We start from the raw sequence: 21,511 nt of genomic DNA on the forward strand, positions 1-21,511 counted from the left end.
AGGATCTCCAACAAAAGTTAAGAGATCAACAACAAAAGAAGCAAAGGGAAAAGGCGAAGTTATAAGCCTAACTCCAAAGGAAGCAGCACAATGTGCAGTAGCAAAACTAAAGGAAAAGCACTACATCTAATAAAATAGGAGGGATAAAGAATGAATATAGCAGATTACAAAGGTGTTTGGGTATTCGCTGAACAAAGAGATGGCGAACTTCAAAAAGTTTCACTTGAACTTTTAGGAAAAGGAAGAGAAATTGCAGACAAACTAGGAGTAGAGTTAACAGCTCTTCTTTTAGGAAATAAAATAGATAGCATAGCAGAAGAATTAGTAGCATATGGAGCTGACAAAGTAATATATGCACAAAATCCACTACTAAGTCACTATACAACAGACGGATATACAAAAGTTATATGTGATCTTGTAGCTGAAGAAAAACCTGAAATAATTCTTGTAGGGGCAACATATATAGGAAGAGATTTAGGACCAAGAGTTGCAGCAAGACTAAGAACAGGACTTACAGCAGATTGTACAGCACTTGACGTAGAAGAAGGAACTAACAATCTACTAATGACAAGACCAGCTTTTGGTGGAAATCTTATGGCCACAATAGTTTGTGGAGAACATAGACCACAAATGTCTACAGTTAGACCTGGGGTTTTTGAAAAACTTAAAAAGGATGCAGGAAGAAAAGGCGAAATCAAAAAGATAGAAGCTAAATTAGAAATGTCAGATATAAGAACAAAGGTAGAAGACGTTGTAAAAATAACTAAGAATGTTATGGATATAGGAGAAGCTGAATTCCTAGTAGCAGGTGGTAGAGGAATAGGTTCAAAAGAAAACTTTAAAATGTTAGAAGAACTTGCAGAACTTCTTGGGGGAAATGTAGCAGGATCAAGAGCTGCTATAGACAACGGATGGATAGATAAAGATTACCAAGTAGGACAAACAGGAAAAACTGTAAGACCAATGGTTTATATAGCAGTAGGTATATCTGGAGCAATCCAACATTTAGCTGGAATGCAAGACTCAGATTATATAATTGCTATAAACAAAGATGAATCTGCTCCAATAATGCAAATTGCTGATTTAGGATTGGTTGGGGATTATAACAAAATAATACCTGAATTAATAGCTAAGTTAAAAGCAGAAAAAGAAGAAAATTAATATACTTAATATCTTAGGAGGGGAATAGTATGAAAAAAATATGTGTACTTGGTGCTGGAACAATGGGAGCTGGTATAGCTCAAGCATTTGCAGCAAAAGGATATGAAGTAGTTTTAAGAGATATAAAAGACGAATTTGTTGAAAGAGGAATAAAAGGAATAGAAAAAGGATTATCTAAACTTGTGTCAAAAGGAAGAATGGCTCAAGAAGATATGGATTCAATTCTTGGTAGAATAGAAGGAACAGTTGATTTAAATAAAGCTGCTGACTGCGATTTAGTTGTAGAAGCTGCTATAGAAAACATGGAGATAAAAAGAGAAATATTCGCTGAATTAGATAGAATATGCAAACCAGAAACTATATTATCTTCAAACACTTCATCATTATCTATAACTGAAATAGCAACAGCTACTAATAGACCAGATAAAGTTATAGGAATGCACTTTTTCAATCCTGCTCCAGTAATGAAGCTTATTGAAATAATAAGAGGAATGGCTACATCACAAGAAACTTTTGATGCGGTTAAAGAAGTTTCAGTAGCAATTGGAAAGGACCCAGTAGAAGTAGCAGAAGCTCCAGGTTTTGTTGTAAATAGAATACTAATTCCAATGATAAACGAAGCTATAGGAATTTATGCTGAGGGTATAGCAACAGCAGAAGATATTGATAAAGCTATGATGCTTGGTGCAAATCACCCAATGGGACCATTAGCATTAGGAGATCTTATAGGTTTAGATGTATGCCTTGCTATAATGGATGTTTTATACACAGAAACAGGAGACACTAAATATAGAGCACACTCATTATTAAGAAAATATGTAAGAGCTGGATGGTTAGGAAGAAAGACTAAAAAGGGATTCCACGACTATTCTAAATAATATAATAAAAGCCATTGGACCATTCCAGTGGCTTTTAATTTAAACTTTATTTAAGTTAAGTTATTAACAATATAGTTAGTTTTAATCATAAAAATAATATGGAAATAAATCTATAATTATAAGACTTAGGTATAATTGGTATAAAAGTAATCTTGATATATGTTAAAAATATATCAAGACTGTAAAGATTATATAGGGAGGATAAAAATATGAAAAGATTTACAATTCCAAGAGATATTTATTATGGTAAAGGGTCATTAGAGGTAATAAAATCTATTAAGGGAAATAAAGCCGTTATAGTAATTGGTGGCGGATCAATGAAAAGATTTGGTTTTTTAGATAAGGTTGAAAATTATCTAAAGGAAGCAGGTATAGAAACTAAATTAATAGAAGGTGTAGAGCCAGATCCTTCAGTAGAAACAGTTATGAAGGGTGCAGAAATCATGAGGGAATTTAAGCCAGATTGGATAATATCTATAGGTGGCGGATCACCAATTGATGCAGCTAAAGCTATGTGGCTTTTCTATGAACATCCTGATTTAACTTTTGAAGAAGCTGCACAAAAAGTACTTTGTCTTCCAGAATTGAGAAGTAAAGCTAAATTTATGGCTATCCCATCTACCAGTGGAACAGCTTCAGAAGTAACTGCTTTTTCAGTAATAACAGACTACAAAAAACAAATAAAATATCCCCTAGCAGATTTTAATTTAACACCAGATATAGCTATAGTAGATCCAGAATTGGCAGAAACAATGCCAGCTAAACTTACCGCTCATACAGGTATGGATGCCTTAACTCATGCAATAGAAGCTTATGTGGCTACAGAAAACACTAGCTTTACAGATCCACTAGCATTACAGGCAATATTAATGGTTAAAGATTATTTAATTAAATCCTATGAAGAAGACAAAGAAGCAAGAGAAAGAATGCATGAAGCTCAATGTCTTGCAGGAATGGCTTTTTCTAATGCATTACTCGGAATAACTCATAGTATGGCTCATAAAATTGGTGCTGTATTTGATATAACTCATGGTTGTGCTAATGCAATATTCTTACCTTATGTTATACAATTTAATAGTAAGGTTTGTGAAGAAAGATATGCAAATATTGCAAAGTATTTAGGATTAGAAGGAGAATCAGATAAAGATTTAGTAAATTCATTGATAAATTTCATTAGGGATTTAAATAAAAAATTAAGCATAGATAATTCATTAAAAGAATATGGAATAGATGAAAATGAATTTAAAGAAAAGGTTGAATACATGGCTCACAATGCTGTATTAGATGCTTGCACAGGAGCAAACCCAAGAAAAATAAATGAAGAAGAAATGAAGAACATGTATACTTATGCATTTAATGGAAAAGATATAGATTTTTAAATAAATAACAAATTGAAGAAAAAACTCTCTTAATTAAGATTAGGGGAGTTTTTAAGGAATTTAATGACAATATTATTGATGAGTTGATTATGTGTATTAAAGTTTTATATAATAAATATAGATGTTATGAGAATAATAATGAATATGGAGGAAAATAAATGTATAAAATATTAGATAAAAAATTATTAGCTCCAAATATTTACCTTATGGATGTGCATGTGCCAAGAATTGCCAAATCAGCTAAGCCAGGACAATTTGTAATAGTAAGAGTAGACGAAAAAAGTGAGAGAATTCCTCTTACTATATGTGATTACGATAAAGAAAAAGAAACAGTTACTATAGTATTTCAAGTAGTAGGTAATTCTACAAAAAAGATGGAAGAATTAGAAGTAGGAGATCATTTTGAAGGATTTGCAGGACCATTAGGTCAACCTTCAGAGTTAGTATATGAAAAAGAAGAGGACTTAAGAAAAAAGAACATATTGTATATAGCTGGAGGAGTAGGGTCAGCTCCAGTATATCCTCAAGTTAAATGGTTAAACTCCATAGGAGTAAAAGTAGATGTAATAATTGGTGCAAAAACTAAAGAAATGATAATTTTAGAAGAAGAGATGGAAAAGGAAGCTGGCAATTTATATATAGCTACCGATGATGGTTCTTATGGATACAAAGGATTAGTAACAGGTTTACTTAAGGATTTAGTAGAAAATAAAAATAAAAAATATGATTTAGTAGTAACAATAGGACCTATGATAATGATGAAATTTGCAACAAAAGCTACAAAGGAATATGGAATAAAAACTATAGCCAGTTTAAATACTTTAATGGTAGATGGAACAGGTATGTGTGGAGCTTGTAGAGTAACTGTTGATGGTAAAACTAAATTTACCTGTGTAGATGGACCAGAATTTGATGGGCACTTAGTAGATTTTGATGAGGCCCTAAGAAGACAAGGTATGTATAAAACAGAAGAAGGCAAAGAATTATTAGAAAGACAAGAAAGAGAAGAAGGACACGTATGTCACGTAGGATTAGGGGGAGATCATTAATGGATAGATTCAAAAGAACTCCTATAAAAGTTCAAGATGCCAAAAAGAGAATAAAAAACTTTAAAGAGGTTTGTCTTGGATATACAGAAGAAGAAGCGATTAAAGAAGCTTCAAGATGTCTTAATTGTAAAAATCCAATTTGTGTGCCAAATTGTCCAGTGGCAATAAATATACCTAAATTTATACAACATGTTAAAAATAGGGAATTTGAGGAAGCTGCAAAAGTTATTAACGAAGCAAGTTCTCTACCAGCTATATGTGGAAGAGTATGTCCTCAAGAAACTCAATGTGAAGGTAAATGTGTTTTAGGTGTAAAAGGAGAGCCAATAGCCATTGGAAAGCTAGAAAGATTTGTAGGAGATTGGTCTAGGGAAAATAACGTAGATTTATCTTTTAAAGGAAAAAAGAAAGATAAAAAAATTGCAGTTATAGGAGCAGGTCCCGCAGGATTAACCTGTGCAGGGGATTTAGCTAAACTTGGATATAATGTTACTATATTTGAAGCTTTACATGAACCAGGAGGAGTTTTAGTATATGGTATACCAGAATTTAGATTGCCAAAGGATACTGTAGTAAAACATGAAATAGATAATGTTAAAAAACTAGGAGTAGAAATTGAAACAGATGTAATAGTTGGAAGAACAATTACAGTGGATGAACTTTTAAATGAAGAAGGGTTTCATGCAGTATTTATAGGTTCAGGAGCAGGGCTACCTAAGTTCATGGGAATACCTGGAGAAAACTTAAATGGTGTATTTTCATCAAATGAATTTTTAACTAGAAATAATCTTATGAAGGCCTATAGAGAAGATTATGATACTCCTATAAAAGTAGGTGAAAAGTTAGCAGTAGTAGGTGGTGGAAATGTTGCTATGGATGCTGCTAGAACCGCTAAAAGACTTGGGGCAGAAGTTCATATAGTGTATAGAAGGTCAGAAGAAGAAATACCAGCAAGAAGAGAAGAAGTAGAGCATGCAAAAGAAGAGGGAATAATATTTAATCTACTTACCAATCCAACAGAAATAATAGGTGGAGAAGATGGATGGGTAAAGGCAATGAAGTGTATAAAAATGGAGTTAGGAGAACCTGATAAATCTGGCAGAAGAAGACCAGTAGAAATTGAGGGATCTGAATTTATTTTAGATGTAGACACTGTAATAATGGCATTAGGAACTTCACCAAATCCACTAATATCTGGTACAACAAAAGGACTGGAAACGGACAAATGGGGCTGCTTAGTAGCTAAGGATGAAAATGGAGAAACTACTAAAAGAGCGGTATTTGCAGGAGGAGATGTGGTAACTGGTGCTGCAACTGTAATACTAGCTATGGAAGCAGGAAAAAAAGCTGCTAAAGGAATAGATGAATTTTTGAGTGATAGTGAAAAAAAATAAAAAGATGATATAATAAGTGTGGAATAAATATAATTATTTCACACTTATTATATATGGGAGGATTTATTGTGGATTTTAAATGTATAAATAATTTTAATAAAGATGGTATAGAGGGAATAATTTTAAAAGGGATAGAAAACTTTGAATTAAATCATATATTTGATTGTGGGCAATGTTTTAGATGGAATAGACAAGAAAATGGAAATTATATAGGTGTAGCTTATGGAAAAGTAATAGAAGTAGAAAAAAAACAAGATGAGATAATTTTATATAACACAAATGAGAAAGAGTTTGAAGAAATTTGGAAGAACTATTTTGATTTAAACAGGGAATATTCTAAAATTAAAACTATACTAAGTGAGGATAAATTATTAAAAGAAGCTATAGATTATGGTTATGGAATAAGAATATTACAACAAGAGCCTTTTGAAATAATAATTTCATTCATAATTTCTGCTAATAATAGAATACCAATGATAAAGAAGGCTATTGAAAAAATAAGTAGAAAATGGGGAAAAAAGTTGGAGTATAAAGGTAAGGAATATTATGGTTTTCCCTCCATAGAAAAATTATATAATGCTTCTATAGAAGAAGTAGAAGAATGTGGAACTGGTTTTAGAAGTAAATATATTGTAGATACTGTATCTAAAATATATGAAAATATTACAACAGATAGTTTGGAATATAATGAACAGTTCGACATAAATTATATAAAAACGCTACAAGATGATGAATGTCATAGTGCGTTACAAAATTTTAAAGGCATAGGACCTAAGGTGGCAGATTGTATAATGCTTTTTTCAATGGGAAAAGATTCTGCATTTCCTGTAGATGTTTGGGTTAAAAGGGCTATGCAACATTTTTATTTAGCACCAGATGTGTCTTTAAAGAAAATAAGAGATTTTGCTAGAGAAAAATTTGGAGAGTTTTCTGGATTATCTCAACAATATTTATTTTATTATGCTAGAGAAAACAATATAATACCGTAAATAGATATAAAAAAGCGATTGAATGATATAGGTAGAGATAATTAACTTTAAACGGCTAATTTGTACTCTGATATAGAAAAATGTGTATTAATTTTTTTCAGATATCTGTTATAATGTATCTGTTAATAAATTAACAAGTAATTTTTATGTTTTTATCATAAAAATATTTGCTTTGTTAATTATATTTAGGAGGATTATATAGAATGATTGTTTTTGAGAATCAATTAAAAAAATTAAAGTACTTAGTATTAAAAGAAGTAGCTAAAATGACTTTGGAAGATAGATTAGGAGAGGAAGATATAGAAAGAATATCTTTTGATATAATAAAAGGTGATAAAGCTGAGTATAGATGTTGTGTCTATAAAGAAAGAGCCATAGTTTATGAAAGGGCAAAACTTGCAACAGGATGTTTACCAAATGGACAGGTAGCAGAAGAATTTGTACATGTTGAAGATGATGATCAAATAATATATGTAATAGATGCAGCCTGTGATAAATGTCCTATAAATAAATATGTTGTAACAGAAGCATGTAGAGGATGTTTACAACATAAATGTATGGAAGTATGTCCAGCAGGTTCTATAAACAGAGCAGCAGGAAAAGCATATATAAATCATGAGACCTGTAAAGAATGTGGATTGTGTGAGTCAGCATGTCCTTATAATGCCATAGCAGAGGTTATGAGACCTTGTAGAAGGGCTTGTCCAACAGGAGCGTTACAAATGAATTTAGAAGATAATAAGGCTACAATAAATAAAGAGGATTGTATAAACTGCGGATCATGTATGTCAGCATGTCCTTTTGGAGCTATATCTGATAAAAGCTATATAGTAGATATAACGAAAGCTCTAAAAAATAATAAAAAAGTTTATGCAATGGTAGCCCCTGCTATAACCGGACAATTTGGTAAAGATGTATCTGTAGGTAAAATGAAAAATGCTTTCAAAGCAATGGGATTTGAAGATATGCTAGAAGTAGCTTGTGGTGCAGATGCAGTTGCAGCTCATGAAAGTGAAGAATTTATAGAAAGACTTGAAAGTGGAAAAAAATATATGACAACTTCTTGTTGTCCAGGATTTTTAGGGTATATAGAAAAGAAGTTTCCAGATCAATTGGAGAATGTATCTAATACAGTATCTCCAATGGTAGCTATAGGAAGAATGATAAAGAAGGAATATGAAGATTCTGTAGTTGTATTTGTAGGACCTTGTACTGCAAAAAAAGCTGAAATAAAGAGAAAAGGGATTAAAGATGCAGTAGATTATGTGATGACTTTTGAAGAAATAGCTGCACTTATGGGTGCCTTTGAAATAGATCCAGCAGAGTGCGAAGAAGAAGACATAAATGATGGATCTAATTATGGAAGAGGTTTTGCACAAGGTGGAGGAGTAGTTTCTGCTATACAAAATTGTATAAAGGATAAAGAAGGCATTAAATTTAATCCTTTAAGAGTTAGTGGACCAGATCAAATCAAAAGAGCTATGATAATGGCCAAGGTAGGTAAATTATCCGAAAACTTTATTGAGGGAATGATGTGTGAAGGTGGTTGTATAGGAGGACCAGCTACTATGGTATCAGCAGTAAAAGCTAAAGCACCGCTTATGAAGTTTAGTAAATCATCTACAATAAAGGACGTTAAAGATAATGAAGTTTTAGATAAATATAAAGACATTAATATGGAAAGATAGAAGTTTTAATATCCCTAAGGAGAGAAAGTCTCCTTAGGGATAAATTTTTATTGACATTATTTTATTTAAAATGCAAAATATAAATAAGTAAAAATAAACTCGAAAAAGTAAATAAAAATTTTAATAAGAACAATAATAATAGAAAGAACATGTTCTGAGGGTGAGTATATGAAAAATTTTAAAAAAGATATAAGAACATGGCTAAAAAACAATAAAAATAATATTATTTTGTCTATAATCGGTGCTATATTTCTATATGGAGCATATGAATATTATTCACAATACTTCGGAGTTCTAAAAAATCCAGAAGAAATAAAAAGAATAATTATGTCTTATGGACATAATAGTATTATTGCTTTTATAGCTTTACAAGTGATACAGGTTGTATTTTTCTTTATACCAGGTGAAATAATACAAATAGCAGGAGGATATATCTTTGATGCTTTCTATGGAAGCTTATTTTCTATAATAGGCATAACTATAGGAGGAGGTATAGTTTTTTCTATTTCCAGATTTTTTGGAAAACCTTTTGTGGAAAAAATAATATCTAACAAACATATAAAATTTTTTAGTAAAGTATTAAATTCAGATAAAATTAACTACATTGTATTTATATTGTATTTGATCCCTGGTATACCTAAGGATGTATTGGCATATATATGTGGAATATCTAATGTTAAATTTAAAGATTTTTTAATCTATTCTTCTTTAGGAAGGTTACCTGGTATAGTTATTTCAACCTATTTTGGACAGAATATAAGTTCTAAGAATATTCCTGTATTAGTAGGTGTATCCATAGTAACAGTTATACTTATTATAATAGGAGTGGTAAAGGGAAGAAGTATAATCAATAATCTAAATAAAGAATGCGAGAAAAATAAAAAAAAGTTCTAGGTTTTATATAAGACTAGAGCTTTTTTTATATATTTTTCTACAAGTTATAGCAAAAATTATAACCATTATATTTATAAATATAGCCATATGAAGAAAAAATTCTTCAGGTAATATATTAATAATTGGATCTTTATTAATATCAAAAATCCAGAAATCATTATTAAAAAATATCTTATGAAAATAAGTAAAAACTTTATTAAAATTTAATACAAATGTGGTAATAAGAAGCAATGGTATAGTCAATAGTATATGAGAACTGTAATAAAATATATGAAAATTAGTATTTTTAAAGGAATAATAGGCAATAAAAGTGGATATAATTGCAGTTATATAAAACAACAATTTTATATTAGTAAATATATCCCTTACTTCATAAAAGTGCAGTATACCTTCTGTAGATGAAGGAAAAGAGGGTATATTAAAATCTATATTTTCAGCAGATGTAATAAAATCTATAAGATAATCATAGTTTAGCTTTATTTCATAATATGAAAGATTACTTGCATGTTCTAAGTTTAAAAATTTTATGTCCAAATAATATAAGTATTTAAAATTTACTACTATTTCTATAGATAATAAAATAAAAAATAAAGATAGAATAAAAGAAAATAAAATTTCTTTAAGTGTCTTTAAATTATTCATAATTAATACCTCTAAAATTAAATAAATATTTGTTACATTAAAGTATAGGGTATGTTAATAAGCTTTGTAAATGTATATATTTTGTAAAATAAATAAAATACATAGAAAAACATAGAAACATAGTAAGAAACTTAGATATAATCATATAATTGTGAGTAATGATTAATTAATGCAAAATAAGTTGTGGTTTTAAACTTGATATTATAAATACTATTAATTATCATAATAATTGTATTAGCACTCAATATGAGTGAGTGCTAATAATCGAAGGAGAAGAATTTTAATATTTTAAAATATATTAAGGAGGGGTTTAAATGAATATTAGACCACTTGGAGACAGAGTTGTTATTAAGGGAATTGAAATTGAAGAAACTACAAAAAGCGGAATAGTTTTACCAGGAACTGCAAAAGAAAAACCTCAAGAAGCTGAGGTAATAGCTGTAGGACCAGGAGGAATTGTTGATGGTAAAGAAGTAAAAATGGAAGTTAAAGTAGGAGACAGAGTTCTGTTTTCAAAATATGCAGGTAATGAAGTTAAAGTAGATGATGTAGAATATACAATATTAAGACAAGATGATATTTTAGCAGTATTAGAATAAGGGTTAAAAATTTATAAGGATAGATTTAGGAGGTATGGAAATGGCAAAAAGTATAATGTTTGGTGAAGACGCAAGAAGATCCATGCAAAAGGGTGTAGACATTCTTGCTGATACAGTAAAAGTTACTATGGGACCAAAGGGAAGAAATGTTGTTCTAGATAAAAAGTTTGGAGCACCACTTATAACTAATGATGGTGTTACAATAGCAAGAGAAATAGAACTTGAAGATGCTTATGAAAATATGGGAGCACAATTAGTAAAAGAAGTTGCTACTAAAACTAATGATGTAGCAGGAGATGGAACAACTACAGCAACTTTATTAGCACAAGCAATTATAAGAGAAGGACTTAAAAACGTTACAGGTGGAGCAAATCCAATGCTTGTAAGACGTGGAATACAAATGGCTGTTGAAGAAGCAGTTAAGGGTATAAAAGAAATTTCAAAACCAGTTGAAGGAAAAGAAGACATAGCAAGAGTTGCTGCTATATCAGCTGATGATAAAGAAATTGGTAAGCTTATAGCAGATGCTATGGAGAAGGTTGGTAATGAAGGAGTTATCACTGTAGAAGAATCTAATACTATGGGAACAGAATTAGACGTTGTTGAAGGAATGCAATTTGACAGAGGATATGTTAGCCCATATATGGTTACTGATACAGAAAAAATGGAAGCTTCATTAGATGATGCATACATTTTAATTACAGATAAAAAGATAACTAATATACAAGAAATACTTCCAGTACTTGAACAAATAGTTCAACAAGGAAAGAGATTATTAATCATATCCGAAGACATAGAAGGAGAAGCATTAGCAACATTAGTTGTAAATAAATTAAGAGGAACATTTACATGTGTAGCAGTTAAGGCACCAGGATTTGGAGATAGAAGAAAAGAAATGCTAGAAGATATAGCTACATTAACTGGTGGTCAAGTAATATCTGAAGAAATAGGAAGAGATCTAAAAGATGTAACAGTAGATATGCTTGGAAGAGCTGAGTCAGTAAAAATAACTAAAGAAACTACTACTATAGTTAATGGAAAAGGAAATAAAAAAGAAATTGAAGATAGAGTAAATCAAATAAAAGCTCAAATCGAAGAAACAACATCAGAATTCGATAGAGAAAAATTACAAGAAAGACTTGCAAAACTTGCAGGTGGAGTAGCAGTAATAAAGGTTGGAGCAGCTACAGAAACTGAATTAAAAGAAAGAAAACTAAGAATAGAAGATGCTCTAGCGGCTACAAAAGCAGCTGTTGAAGAAGGAATAATTCCGGGTGGTGGAACAGCTTATGCTATGGTTATAAAAGAAGTAGAGAAATTAAATTCAGAAACTCATGACATAAAATTAGGTATTGACATAGTTAAAAAATCATTAGAAGAACCAGTAAGACAAATTGCATGCAATGCAGGGGTTGAAGGTTCAATAGTTATAGAAAAAGTTAAACATAGTGAAGCTGGAATAGGTTATGATGCTTTAAATAATGAATATGTTAATATGATAAAAGCAGGAATAGTAGATCCTACAAAAGTTTCAAGATCAGCATTACAAAATGCAGCGTCAGTAGCATCAACATTCTTAACAACAGAAGCTGCTATAGCTGATATTCCAGAAAAAAATGATACACCAATGCCAGGAGCTCCTGGAATGATGGATGGAATGTATTAATAGAAAAAATATAAATCTGATAAAACTGTCAACAAATTTTATTTGTTGGCAGTTTTATTTTGAACTTAAATATTAGTAATTAAAATGAGAAAGTGGATATAATTATAGAAAATAAAAAGTTGGAGGTTAAAGTGCTGATGTATGTATTTATGTTTATATATGGAACAATAATAGGCAGCTTCTTAAATGTTTGCATAAATAGAATACCTAAAGGTAAAAGTATAGTATATCCAGGATCTTATTGTGAGAACTGCAAAAATAAAATAAAAGCTAGAGATAATATTCCTATTATAAGCTATATAAAATTAAAGGGTAAATGTAGATATTGTAATATAAAAATATCTATACAATATTTACTTATAGAAACTTTTACAGGAATTATGTTTCTAGGTTTACATAGCAAATACCAATTATCTTTTGAATTTATTAAATACTCTATATTTATATGTTTTTTAATAATCGTTTCCGTTATAGATTTTAAAACAATGTATGTTTACTTTAGCATTATACTTATAACAATATTTTTAAGAATAGGTATATTCTTTTTGGAAGGAGATAAAATAAATTTCATATTTTATAATTATTTTTTAGCAGGCTTTATACCAGCGATGATAATATGTATAATAATATTATTAACTAATGGAATGGGTTGGGGAGATGTAGAGGTTATTTTTATAGCAGGTCTTTTTTTAGGAATAAAATTATGTTTTTTATTAACTTTCCTTAGTTTTTTTATAGGAGCTATTATATCTGTTGTTTTAATCCTTACAAAAATAAAAAGTAGGAAAGATGCCGTAGCATTTGTGCCATACATAGCTCTTTCATCTATTATATGTATGTTTTATGGGGAAAATATTATTCACAGTATTTTTAGAATTATTTAAATTTGCTAAAAATAGGTTTTATAATTGACAAAACCTATTTTAATAAATAAAATAGTGTAAATAAGCAAAAGTTTTAAATATATTTTGGTATAAATATATAGAACTTTAGAATGTAAAATTTAAAAAATGTTTTTAATTAAGCTCTATAATAAATTATTGACTCATATATCCCCTTAATAAGGTAGGGAGTATCTACCAGAAGCCTTAAACTTCTGACTATGAGTGAATAAAGCATTGTCATAGTTAAACGTGCTTATTCACTTATGTTCAAGAAGTAAGCATGTTTTTTTGTACTTTAAAATCATTAAATATAAAAAGGAGTTGGATTAAATGGCTATAATATTAAAGAAAGGATATACTTTTGATGATGTTTTATTATTACCTAATAAATCAGAAGTATTACCTAAAGATGTTCTTTTAAATACTAATTTAACAAAAAAAATAAAACTAAACATACCTTTAATAAGTGCAGGCATGGATACTGTTACAGAATCTAGAATGGCTATTGCAATGGCAAGAGAAGGTGGTATAGGAATAATACATAAAAATATGTCAATTGAAAAGCAAGCTGAAGAAGTAGATAGAGTAAAAAGACAGGAAAATGGAGTAATTACAGATCCATTTCATTTATCACCAGATAAAAAATTACAAGACGCTCTTGATTTAATGAGTAAATATAGAATATCTGGTGTACCTATAACAGTTGAAGGAAAATTAGTCGGAATAATAACCAATAGAGATATAGTTTTTGAAGATGATTATAGTAAAAAGATATCAGAATTAATGACTGATGAAGACTTAATAACAGCTCCAGAAAATACTACAATAGACCAAGCAAGAGAAATTCTTAAAAAACATAAAATAGAAAAGCTTCCTCTTGTAGATGAAAATTTCAATTTAAAGGGTTTAATAACAATAAAAGATATAGACAAAATAAAAATGTATCCTAATAGTGCTAAAGATGATAAAGGAAGATTATTATGTGGTGCGGCAGTTGGTGTAACTGCAGATATGATCGAAAGAGTAGATGCTTTAGTTAAAGCACAAGTAGATGTTATAACTATTGATACAGCTCATGGTCACTCTAGGGGTGTATTAGAGGGAGTAAGAAAAATAAAAGAACTGTATCCAGAACTTCAAATTATAGCAGGAAATGTTGCCACACCAGAAGCTACAAGAGACTTAATATTAGCTGGTGCTGATTGTGTAAAGGTAGGTATAGGACCTGGATCTATATGTACAACTAGAGTAGTTGCAGGAGTTGGAGTACCACAATTAACAGCAGTAATGGATTGTGTTGAGGAAGCACAAAAGCATGGAGTACCTGTTATCGCAGATGGAGGAATAAAATATTCAGGAGATATAGTAAAGGCATTAGCAGCTGGAGCAAGTGTTTGCATGATGGGATCATTACTTGCAGGTTGTGCTGAATCTCCAGGAGAAACTGAAATATATCAAGGAAGAAGCTATAAGGTTTATAGAGGAATGGGATCCCTTGCATCTATGGCATGTGGAAGTAAAGATAGATATTTCCAAGAAGATAATAAAAAATTAGTTCCAGAAGGTGTAGAAGGCAGGGTTCCGTACAAAGGATATTTATCAGATACAGTATATCAACTAGTTGGTGGAATACGTTCAGGTATGGGATATTTAGGATCTAAGACATTGAAAGATTTATACGAAAGTGCAAGATTTATAGTGCAAACATCTGCAGGACTTAGAGAAAGTCATCCACATGATATTTCAATAACAAAAGAAGCACCAAATTACAGTACTAATGCATAATTAAAAAGTTTGGAGGTAATTAATTATTATTATGAAAAAAGAATTAGTTTTTATAATAGATTTCGGAGGACAATATAGTCAACTTATAGCAAGACGTGTAAGAGAAAATAATGTGTATTGTGAGATAATTCCATACAGTACTTCAATAGAAAAAATAAAGGAAAAGAATCCAAAGGGTATAATATTTAGTGGTGGTCCTAATAGTGTTTATGGAGAAAATTCTCCTAGAATAAGCAAAGAAATTTTTGAAATAGATGTACCAGTTTTAGGCATATGTTATGGTCAACAACTAGCATCATTTATTTTAGGTGGCAAAGTTGAAAGTGCTAAGGTAAGGGAATATGGAAAGACTGCCGTAAATTTAGATAATAAATGTGCTTTATTTGAAGGTATAGATAAAGTACAAGAATGTTGGATGAGTCATACAGACTACGTTTCAGAGATACCTTCAGGGTTTAATATAGTAGCCTATACAGATGGATGCAAAGTGGCAGCTATGGCAAATGAAGATAAAAAAATATATGGAGTTCAATTCCATCCAGAAGTAGAACACACTCCTTTTGGAAAGAAAATGTTGAAAAATTTTCTTTTTAATATATGTGAATTAAAGGGAGATTGGTCTGTAACTTCTTTTGCAGAAGAAAAGATAAAAGAAATTAGAGAACTTGTTGGGGACAAAAAAGTAATTTGTGCATTATCTGGTGGAGTAGATTCTTCTGTAGCAGCTGTAATAGTTCATAAAGCAATAGGAGATCAACTTACATGCATATTTGTAGACCATGGTTTACTTAGAAAAGATGAAGGAGACCAAGTTGAAAGTATATTTAAAGAAAAATTCCAAATGAATTTAATAAGGGTAAATGCTCAAGATAGATTCCTAGGAAAATTAAAAGGTGTAACAGAACCAGAAAGAAAGAGAAAAATAATTGGTGAAGAATTTATAAGAGTTTTTGAAGAAGAAGCTAACAAACTAGGGAAGATAGATTATTTAGTACAAGGAACTATATATCCTGATGTAGTAGAAAGTGGTACAGATACTTCTGCAACTATAAAAAGTCACCATAATGTAGGTGGATTACCAGAAGATATAGAATTTGAACTTATAGAACCATTAAGAGAGTTATTTAAAGATGAGGTTAGAAGAGTTGGAGAAGAATTGGGAATACCTCATAAATTAGTTTGGAGACAGCCTTTCCCAGGACCAGGTTTAGGAATAAGAGTTTTAGGCGAAGTAACAGAAGAAAAATTAGAAATTGTTAGAGAAGCAGATGCTATTTTTAGAGAGGAAATCGCAAATGCAGGATTAGACGAAAAGATATGGCAATACTTTGCATGTCTACCTAATATAAGATCCGTTGGAGTAATGGGAGATGAAAGAACTTACTCTCATACAATTGGACTAAGAGCAGTAAACTCCTCTGATGGAATGACTTCAGATTGGGCTAAAATACCTTATGAAGTTTTAGACAAAGTAAGTATAAGAATAGTAAATGAAGTTAAGGGAGTTAACAGAATTGTTTATGATATAACTTCAAAACCACCTTCAACTATCGAATGGGAATAGTAAACATAAAGCTGTATAAGCTTTATAAATAAAGGGGTTCATGAGTTGTAAAAAGTAAAACGTACTAAAAACGTACTAATATAAATCATCGAGTTTATTTGCAACAACATCACCTTTATTAGGATATAGGTGTGAGTACGTATCAAGAGTGGTCTGTACTTTCTCATGTCCTAATCTTTCAGAAATTAAAAGTGGGGTAAAGCCAAGTTCGATTAATAATGATGCATGTGAATGTCTTAAATCATGTATTCGGATTTGTTTTACCCCACTTTTTTTACATACTCTTTGCATTTCATTTTTAAGGAAAAATTTTGTAAAATTAAAAATTCTATCACTGTCTTTATAATCATATAGTTTGTTAACATATCCAATATGCAATGGTAAATCAAAATAATGTTAAAATATCACATAGAAAGTATATTGGATAGCATTTATTGTATTTAACATTATGTTTTATTAACTTATAATATATAATATAAGAAAAAATAAATAATATATTTTGTGGGTAATAAGGAGTGGTGGTGTTATATGTTATATCATGCTTCAGGTGAAACAGTTGAATTCCCTGAAATTAGAAAAAGTAAATATACTAAAGATTTTTCATGGGGATTTTATTGCACAAACAATTTTGAACAGGCAAAAAAATGGGCTAAAAGAAATAGAAAGTGTCCTACAATTAATTATTATACATATGTAGAAAATAATGATTTGAAGATATTAAGATTTGAAAAAATGAATGATGAATGGTTAAATTTTATTGCAAAATGTAGAAAAGGATTTGTACATGATTATGATATTGTTGAAGGACCTATGGTTGATGATACAGTATGGAACTTTGTAAATGACTTTTTAGAAGGAGAAATTTCAAGAGATGTATTTTGGGAACTAGCAAAATTTAAATATCCTACGCATCAAATAAGTTTTCATACTTTAAAAGCTATTGACTGTCTTAAGTTTGAAAGAGGTGAAATTATTAATGAATGATACCCAAAAAAATGATTTGTTTTATGTATGTTGTCTTATAGAATTTATAGGTAGAAAAACTAAAAATAGAAGATCGATAATTGTTCAAAAATTAGGCAAGAAAGAGCTAATCAGACAATTAGATATCGCTGAGGCTAATCATTGCCTATCATTTGAGCAAGTTTCAGATGAAATAATAGAATATTTTAATATACAAGAAGGCGATTTTCATACCGTTGAATCATGTAAATATAATGTTCCAAGTGTTCAAGCAATAGGCAAAGTGTATCATAGGTTAATAATAAGTATAATTTCAGAACAAGATAATTTGGTGGATGTTTTATTTGAAGTGTTTAATTCATTTATAAGTGACGAAATATCAGATTTCAATTCATCTGTTTATTATAGTAATCCAGAGTATTTAAAGTATTCTTATTTAGAGGGAAGGTTATTGGACTAATATTTAAGAGAGATATTAACAGGTGCTCAAAAGTATAAAAAATGCAACTTAATTTCAAGTTGCATTTTTTATATACTTTTCTATTGAAATTCATTTATCTGTAGAAAGAGAGTAGAGGGGTGCTTCGAAAAATCTCTTAAATATTAGGAGATTAGTTGACTTTTAAACTAAATTTAAGATATACTAATACATATAGTTCAAAAGTAAACTAAATTGAAAGAAGGTTTTTAAATGTGTTTTTACGGGGAAGAATCTAATATTTTTTATATTTATTTTCAAATAATAAAAAAATATAAAAAATATATGGAAAAATCATTATCAGGCTTTAATTTAATACCAGCAGAAATAGATATATTAAGCTTTTTGGTCAACAATATAGAAAAGGATATTACTGCAAGTGAAATTAGCATGTGCAGGGGAATCTCTAAAGGATTAGTATCTCGAGCCGTTCATTCACTAAAAACAAAAAATGTAATTGAATTAAAAGAGAATCCCCAAGATGGTAGATCGGTATATATTAAAATTGTAGATGAAGAAGATAGTTTAATCAAAAAAGTAAAAGAAATAAATGAAAAGTTTAAAGAACAACTAATTAAAGATATGGATGATGCGGATTTAAAATTATTTTTAAAAATCAACAATAAAATGTTAAATAATATAAAAGATGTAGAAGTAGAATAAGAGGTGATTAGTTAAATGATACAAGAAAATCGTTTGGGAACAGAGAATGTAAAAAGTTTGTTATTTTCATTAGCAATGCCAGCTATTATAGGTCAGCTAGTAAGTTTACTTTATAATATGGTAGATAGAATGTATATAGGTCATATTCCTAAAATAGGAGGAGATGCCTTAACTGGTATAGGAGTTACAGCACCAATTTTGATTATTATATCAGCATTTTCTGTCTTGGTAGGTATGGGAGGAGCACCAATAGCTTCTATTAAAATGGGAGAAAAAGATGATAAAGGTGCAGAAAAGATTATAGGAAATTGTTTTGTAGCACTGATTATAATATCAGTTATATTAACAGGTTTTTTGATGATATTTAATGAAAAATTATTAATTATGTTTGGAGCAAGTGATAAAACTTTACCTTATGCATTAGAGTATATGAAAATATACACAATAGGAACAATTTTTGTTCAATTAGCAATTGGAATGAATCCCTTTATAAGTTCCCAAGGTTTTGCAAAAATTAGTATGATTACTGTATCAATTGGAGCTATTATAAATATAGTGTTAGATCCTATTTTTATATATGGATTTAAAATGAATGTAAAAGGTGCAGCTTTGGCAACAATTATATCTCAAGCAATATCAGCAATTTGGGTAATTTACTTTTTAAAAGGCAATAAGACTAATTTAAAATTAAGGAGGGAAAATTTAAAATTAGATAGAAATATAATGGGAGCCATATTATTGTTAGGATTGTCTCCTTTTGTAATGCAGATAACGGAAAGTTTTATTATTATAGCATTTAACTCTAGCTTGCAAAAATATGGTGGAGATGTGGCAGTAGGTGCAATGACAATATTATCGGCAGCTATGCAATTTACATTTTTACCATTGTCGGGATTAACTCAAGGTGCGCAACCAATAATGAGTTATAATTATGGCGCTGGGAATAAAGAAAGAATGAAAGATACATTTAAATATTTGTGTATCTCAACAGTAGTTTATAGTACATTGTTTTGGTTATTTATTATGATAGCCCCCCAAGTATTCTCACAATTATTTACAAATAATAAAGATATAATAGATATGGCTACACAGGGGCTTAGAATATATATGGGTGGAGCTTTTGCATTGGGAATACAAATAGCTTGCCAACAGACATTCATTGCATTAGGAAATGCTAAAACTTCATTATTTTTAGCATTACTTAGAAAGGTGTTTTTATTAATACCACTTGTCTTTATATTGCCTAAAATCATACCAAATAGGGTTTTTGCAGTATTTTTGTCAGAGCCAATATCAGATATAATAGCAGCAATAGTGACGGGAATATTATTTTATAGGCAATTTAATTTAACTCTAAGAGAAATGAAGGTATAAATATAACTTGAACCTATTATTTTACTATACTAAAATATAATAAGTAGTAAATAATAGAATAAGCGACGATAAGATATTAGACATAAAAATAAATTCGCAAGGAGGGGTATTATGAATAAAATTACTGTAGATTTAAACAATACAAAACCATATATAAAAGATGAAGAAATAAAGGCATTAGAACCTTTTATAAAAGAAGCACATAAGATGCTACATGAAGGAAGTGGGCTGGGTAATGACTTTATAGGGTGGTTGGACTTACCAATAAATTATGATAAGGATGAATTTCAAAGAATAAAAAAAGCTTCTAACAAAATAAAAGCTAATTCTGATATATTACTAGTTATAGGCATAGGAGGATCCTACCTAGGAGCTAGGGCGGCTATAGAAATGCTAAGCCATAACTTTAGAAGTTTATTAAAGAAAGAAGATAAAGAAGGAACGGATATAATATTTGTAGGAAATAGTATAAGTTCTACTTATATGGCTGAGTTATTAGAAGTTATAAAAGATAGGGATTTCTCTATTAATGTAATATCTAAATCTGGAACTACAACAGAACCTGCTATTGCCTTTAGAATTTTTAAAGAAATATTAGAAAATAAATATGGTATTGAAGAGGCTAAAAATAGAATTTTTGTAACTACTGATAAAAGCAAAGGGGCCTTAAAAACATCATCAGATAAACAAGGATATGAAACTTTTGTAATACCAGACAATGTTGGTGGAAGATATTCTGTATTAACAGCAGTAGGGTTATTGCCAATTTCAGTGGCAGGTATAAATATAGATGAAATGTTAAAGGGTGCCTATGATGCTAGAGAAGATTTTATGTATGATAATATAGAAGAAAATCAATGTTACAAATATGTAGCGGCTAGAAATGCATTATATAATAAAGGTAAAAATACAGAAATACTTGCAAATTTTGAACCATCCCTACATTACTTTGGAGAATGGTGGAAACAATTATATGGAGAAAGTGAAGGGAAAGAAGGAAAAGGTATATTCCCAGCTTCCGTAAGTTTTTCTACAGATCTTCATTCTATGGGACAGTATATACAAGAAGGACTTAGAATTATATTTGAAACCTTTATAAATATAGAAAAACCAAGAAAAGACTTAGAAATAAAAAGTGAGAAAGAAAATTTAGATGGATTAAATTTCTTATCTGGTAAAACAGTAGATTTTGTAAATAAGCAAGCTTTTAGGGGAACTGTTTTAGCACATAATGACGGAGAAGTTCCTTGTATAGTTATAAATGTTCCAGAAGTAAGTCCCTATTATTTTGGGTATTTAGTTTATTTCTTTGAAAAGGCTTGTGGCATAAGTGGATATATTTTAGGAGTAAATCCATTTGACCAACCAGGAGTAGAAGCTTATAAGAAGAATATGTTTGCTCTTTTAGGAAAAGAAGGATTTGAAGATAGAAAAAAAGAATTAGAAAAAAGAATGAATTAA

19 protein-coding genes, 2 pseudogenes and 1 riboswitch are annotated in these 21,511 nt (G+C 29.8%); of the genes and pseudogenes, 19 read left to right on the plus strand and 2 right to left on the minus strand.

What is annotated here, in order from left to right; translation table 11 throughout:
- From B5D21_RS14325 to B5D21_RS12770, 9 genes and pseudogenes are all read left to right on the plus strand, one after another.
- Window positions 1-130: pseudogene (locus tag B5D21_RS14325) on the plus strand (electron transfer flavoprotein subunit beta); the annotation flags it as partial.
- A 20-nt stretch (window positions 131-150) separates the two neighbouring features.
- On the plus strand, window positions 151-1,161 hold the full coding sequence (locus B5D21_RS12735; protein ID WP_011100551.1) for an electron transfer flavoprotein subunit alpha/FixB family protein: 1,011 nt from the start codon (window positions 151-153) through the stop codon (window positions 1,159-1,161).
- A gap of 29 nt (window positions 1,162-1,190) precedes the next feature.
- Window positions 1,191-2,039: a 3-hydroxybutyryl-CoA dehydrogenase gene (locus tag B5D21_RS12740; RefSeq protein WP_011100550.1), complete on the plus strand. Its 849-nt coding sequence runs from the start codon at window positions 1,191-1,193 to the stop codon at window positions 2,037-2,039.
- Between the two features lie 209 nt (window positions 2,040-2,248).
- Entirely contained in the window at window positions 2,249-3,418 is a 1,170-nt protein-coding gene (locus B5D21_RS12745) for an iron-containing alcohol dehydrogenase (RefSeq protein WP_011100549.1), read from the plus strand.
- A 158-nt stretch (window positions 3,419-3,576) separates the two neighbouring features.
- Complete coding sequence (locus B5D21_RS12750) at window positions 3,577-4,467, plus strand: sulfide/dihydroorotate dehydrogenase-like FAD/NAD-binding protein (RefSeq protein ID WP_011100548.1); 891 nt, start codon at window positions 3,577-3,579, stop codon at window positions 4,465-4,467.
- Window positions 4,467-5,861 carry an NADPH-dependent glutamate synthase gene (gene gltA, locus B5D21_RS12755; RefSeq protein ID WP_035111901.1) on the plus strand — a complete coding sequence of 465 codons (1,395 nt, stop codon included), beginning with the start codon at window positions 4,467-4,469 and terminating at the stop codon, window positions 5,859-5,861. The genes B5D21_RS12750 and gltA overlap by 1 nt, the downstream gene beginning before the upstream one ends.
- A gap of 68 nt (window positions 5,862-5,929) precedes the next feature.
- On the plus strand, window positions 5,930-6,850 hold the full coding sequence (locus B5D21_RS12760) for a DNA-3-methyladenine glycosylase family protein (RefSeq protein WP_035124401.1): 921 nt from the start codon (window positions 5,930-5,932) through the stop codon (window positions 6,848-6,850).
- A 203-nt stretch (window positions 6,851-7,053) separates the two neighbouring features.
- A complete protein-coding gene (locus tag B5D21_RS12765) occupies window positions 7,054-8,538 on the plus strand; it encodes a 4Fe-4S dicluster domain-containing protein (protein WP_035111896.1) in 1,485 nt (494 codons plus the stop codon).
- A 168-nt stretch (window positions 8,539-8,706) separates the two neighbouring features.
- Window positions 8,707-9,432 carry a TVP38/TMEM64 family protein gene (locus B5D21_RS12770; RefSeq protein WP_011100544.1) on the plus strand — a complete coding sequence of 242 codons (726 nt, stop codon included), beginning with the start codon at window positions 8,707-8,709 and terminating at the stop codon, window positions 9,430-9,432.
- A gap of 3 nt (window positions 9,433-9,435) precedes the next feature.
- Here B5D21_RS12770 and B5D21_RS12775 read toward each other — a convergent pair whose 3' ends face one another.
- The gene (locus B5D21_RS12775) at window positions 9,436-10,074 is read right to left on the minus strand and encodes a TIGR01906 family membrane protein (RefSeq protein WP_011100543.1); all 639 of its coding nucleotides are present in this window, start codon (window positions 10,072-10,074) and stop codon (window positions 9,436-9,438) included.
- Window positions 10,075-10,388: 314 nt separating this feature from the next.
- Here B5D21_RS12775 and groES point away from each other — a divergent pair, with 314 nt between their 5' ends.
- From groES to guaA, 5 genes are all read left to right on the plus strand, one after another.
- Window positions 10,389-10,673, plus strand: coding sequence for a co-chaperone GroES (gene groES, locus B5D21_RS12780; protein ID WP_035111892.1), 285 nt, complete (start codon window positions 10,389-10,391; stop codon window positions 10,671-10,673).
- Window positions 10,674-10,713: 40 nt separating this feature from the next.
- Window positions 10,714-12,339, plus strand: a complete 1,626-nt coding sequence (gene groL, locus B5D21_RS12785) for a chaperonin GroEL (RefSeq protein ID WP_011100542.1) — start codon at window positions 10,714-10,716, stop codon at window positions 12,337-12,339.
- A 149-nt stretch (window positions 12,340-12,488) separates the two neighbouring features.
- Window positions 12,489-13,223, plus strand: a complete 735-nt coding sequence (locus B5D21_RS12790; RefSeq protein ID WP_242942730.1) for a prepilin peptidase — start codon at window positions 12,489-12,491, stop codon at window positions 13,221-13,223.
- A 141-nt stretch (window positions 13,224-13,364) separates the two neighbouring features.
- Window positions 13,365-13,462, plus strand: a riboswitch (purine riboswitch).
- A gap of 91 nt (window positions 13,463-13,553) precedes the next feature.
- The gene (gene guaB / locus B5D21_RS12795; protein ID WP_011100540.1) at window positions 13,554-15,008 is read left to right on the plus strand and encodes an IMP dehydrogenase; all 1,455 of its coding nucleotides are present in this window, start codon (window positions 13,554-13,556) and stop codon (window positions 15,006-15,008) included.
- Between the two features lie 31 nt (window positions 15,009-15,039).
- Window positions 15,040-16,572: a glutamine-hydrolyzing GMP synthase gene (gene guaA / locus B5D21_RS12800; protein WP_011100539.1), complete on the plus strand. Its 1,533-nt coding sequence runs from the start codon at window positions 15,040-15,042 to the stop codon at window positions 16,570-16,572.
- A gap of 75 nt (window positions 16,573-16,647) precedes the next feature.
- Here the strand turns inward: guaA and B5D21_RS12805 are convergent.
- Window positions 16,648-16,938, minus strand: a pseudogene (locus B5D21_RS12805) (tyrosine-type recombinase/integrase); the annotation flags it as partial.
- A 162-nt stretch (window positions 16,939-17,100) separates the two neighbouring features.
- Here B5D21_RS12805 and B5D21_RS12810 point away from each other — a divergent pair.
- The 5 genes from B5D21_RS12810 (at window position 17,101) to B5D21_RS12830 (ending at window position 21,511) form a co-directional block, all read left to right on the plus strand.
- A complete protein-coding gene (locus tag B5D21_RS12810; protein ID WP_035124397.1) occupies window positions 17,101-17,556 on the plus strand; it encodes a DUF3990 domain-containing protein in 456 nt (151 codons plus the stop codon).
- Window positions 17,549-17,995: a hypothetical protein gene (locus B5D21_RS12815; RefSeq protein ID WP_035124395.1), complete on the plus strand. Its 447-nt coding sequence runs from the start codon at window positions 17,549-17,551 to the stop codon at window positions 17,993-17,995. Before B5D21_RS12810 ends, B5D21_RS12815 begins: the two co-directional genes overlap by 8 nt.
- Before the next feature lie 231 nt (window positions 17,996-18,226).
- The gene (locus B5D21_RS12820) at window positions 18,227-18,676 is read left to right on the plus strand and encodes a MarR family winged helix-turn-helix transcriptional regulator (protein WP_011100536.1); all 450 of its coding nucleotides are present in this window, start codon (window positions 18,227-18,229) and stop codon (window positions 18,674-18,676) included.
- A 15-nt stretch (window positions 18,677-18,691) separates the two neighbouring features.
- A complete protein-coding gene (locus B5D21_RS12825; RefSeq protein WP_011100535.1) occupies window positions 18,692-20,050 on the plus strand; it encodes an MATE family efflux transporter in 1,359 nt (452 codons plus the stop codon).
- Window positions 20,051-20,161: 111 nt separating this feature from the next.
- Window positions 20,162-21,511 (plus strand): glucose-6-phosphate isomerase, encoded by a 1,350-nt coding sequence (locus B5D21_RS12830; protein ID WP_011100534.1) that lies wholly within the window; start codon window positions 20,162-20,164, stop codon window positions 21,509-21,511.

It is taken from the genome of Clostridium tetani (genome assembly GCF_900167265.1).
GTDB classification, from domain to species: domain Bacteria; phylum Bacillota; class Clostridia; order Clostridiales; family Clostridiaceae; genus Clostridium_G; species Clostridium_G tetani.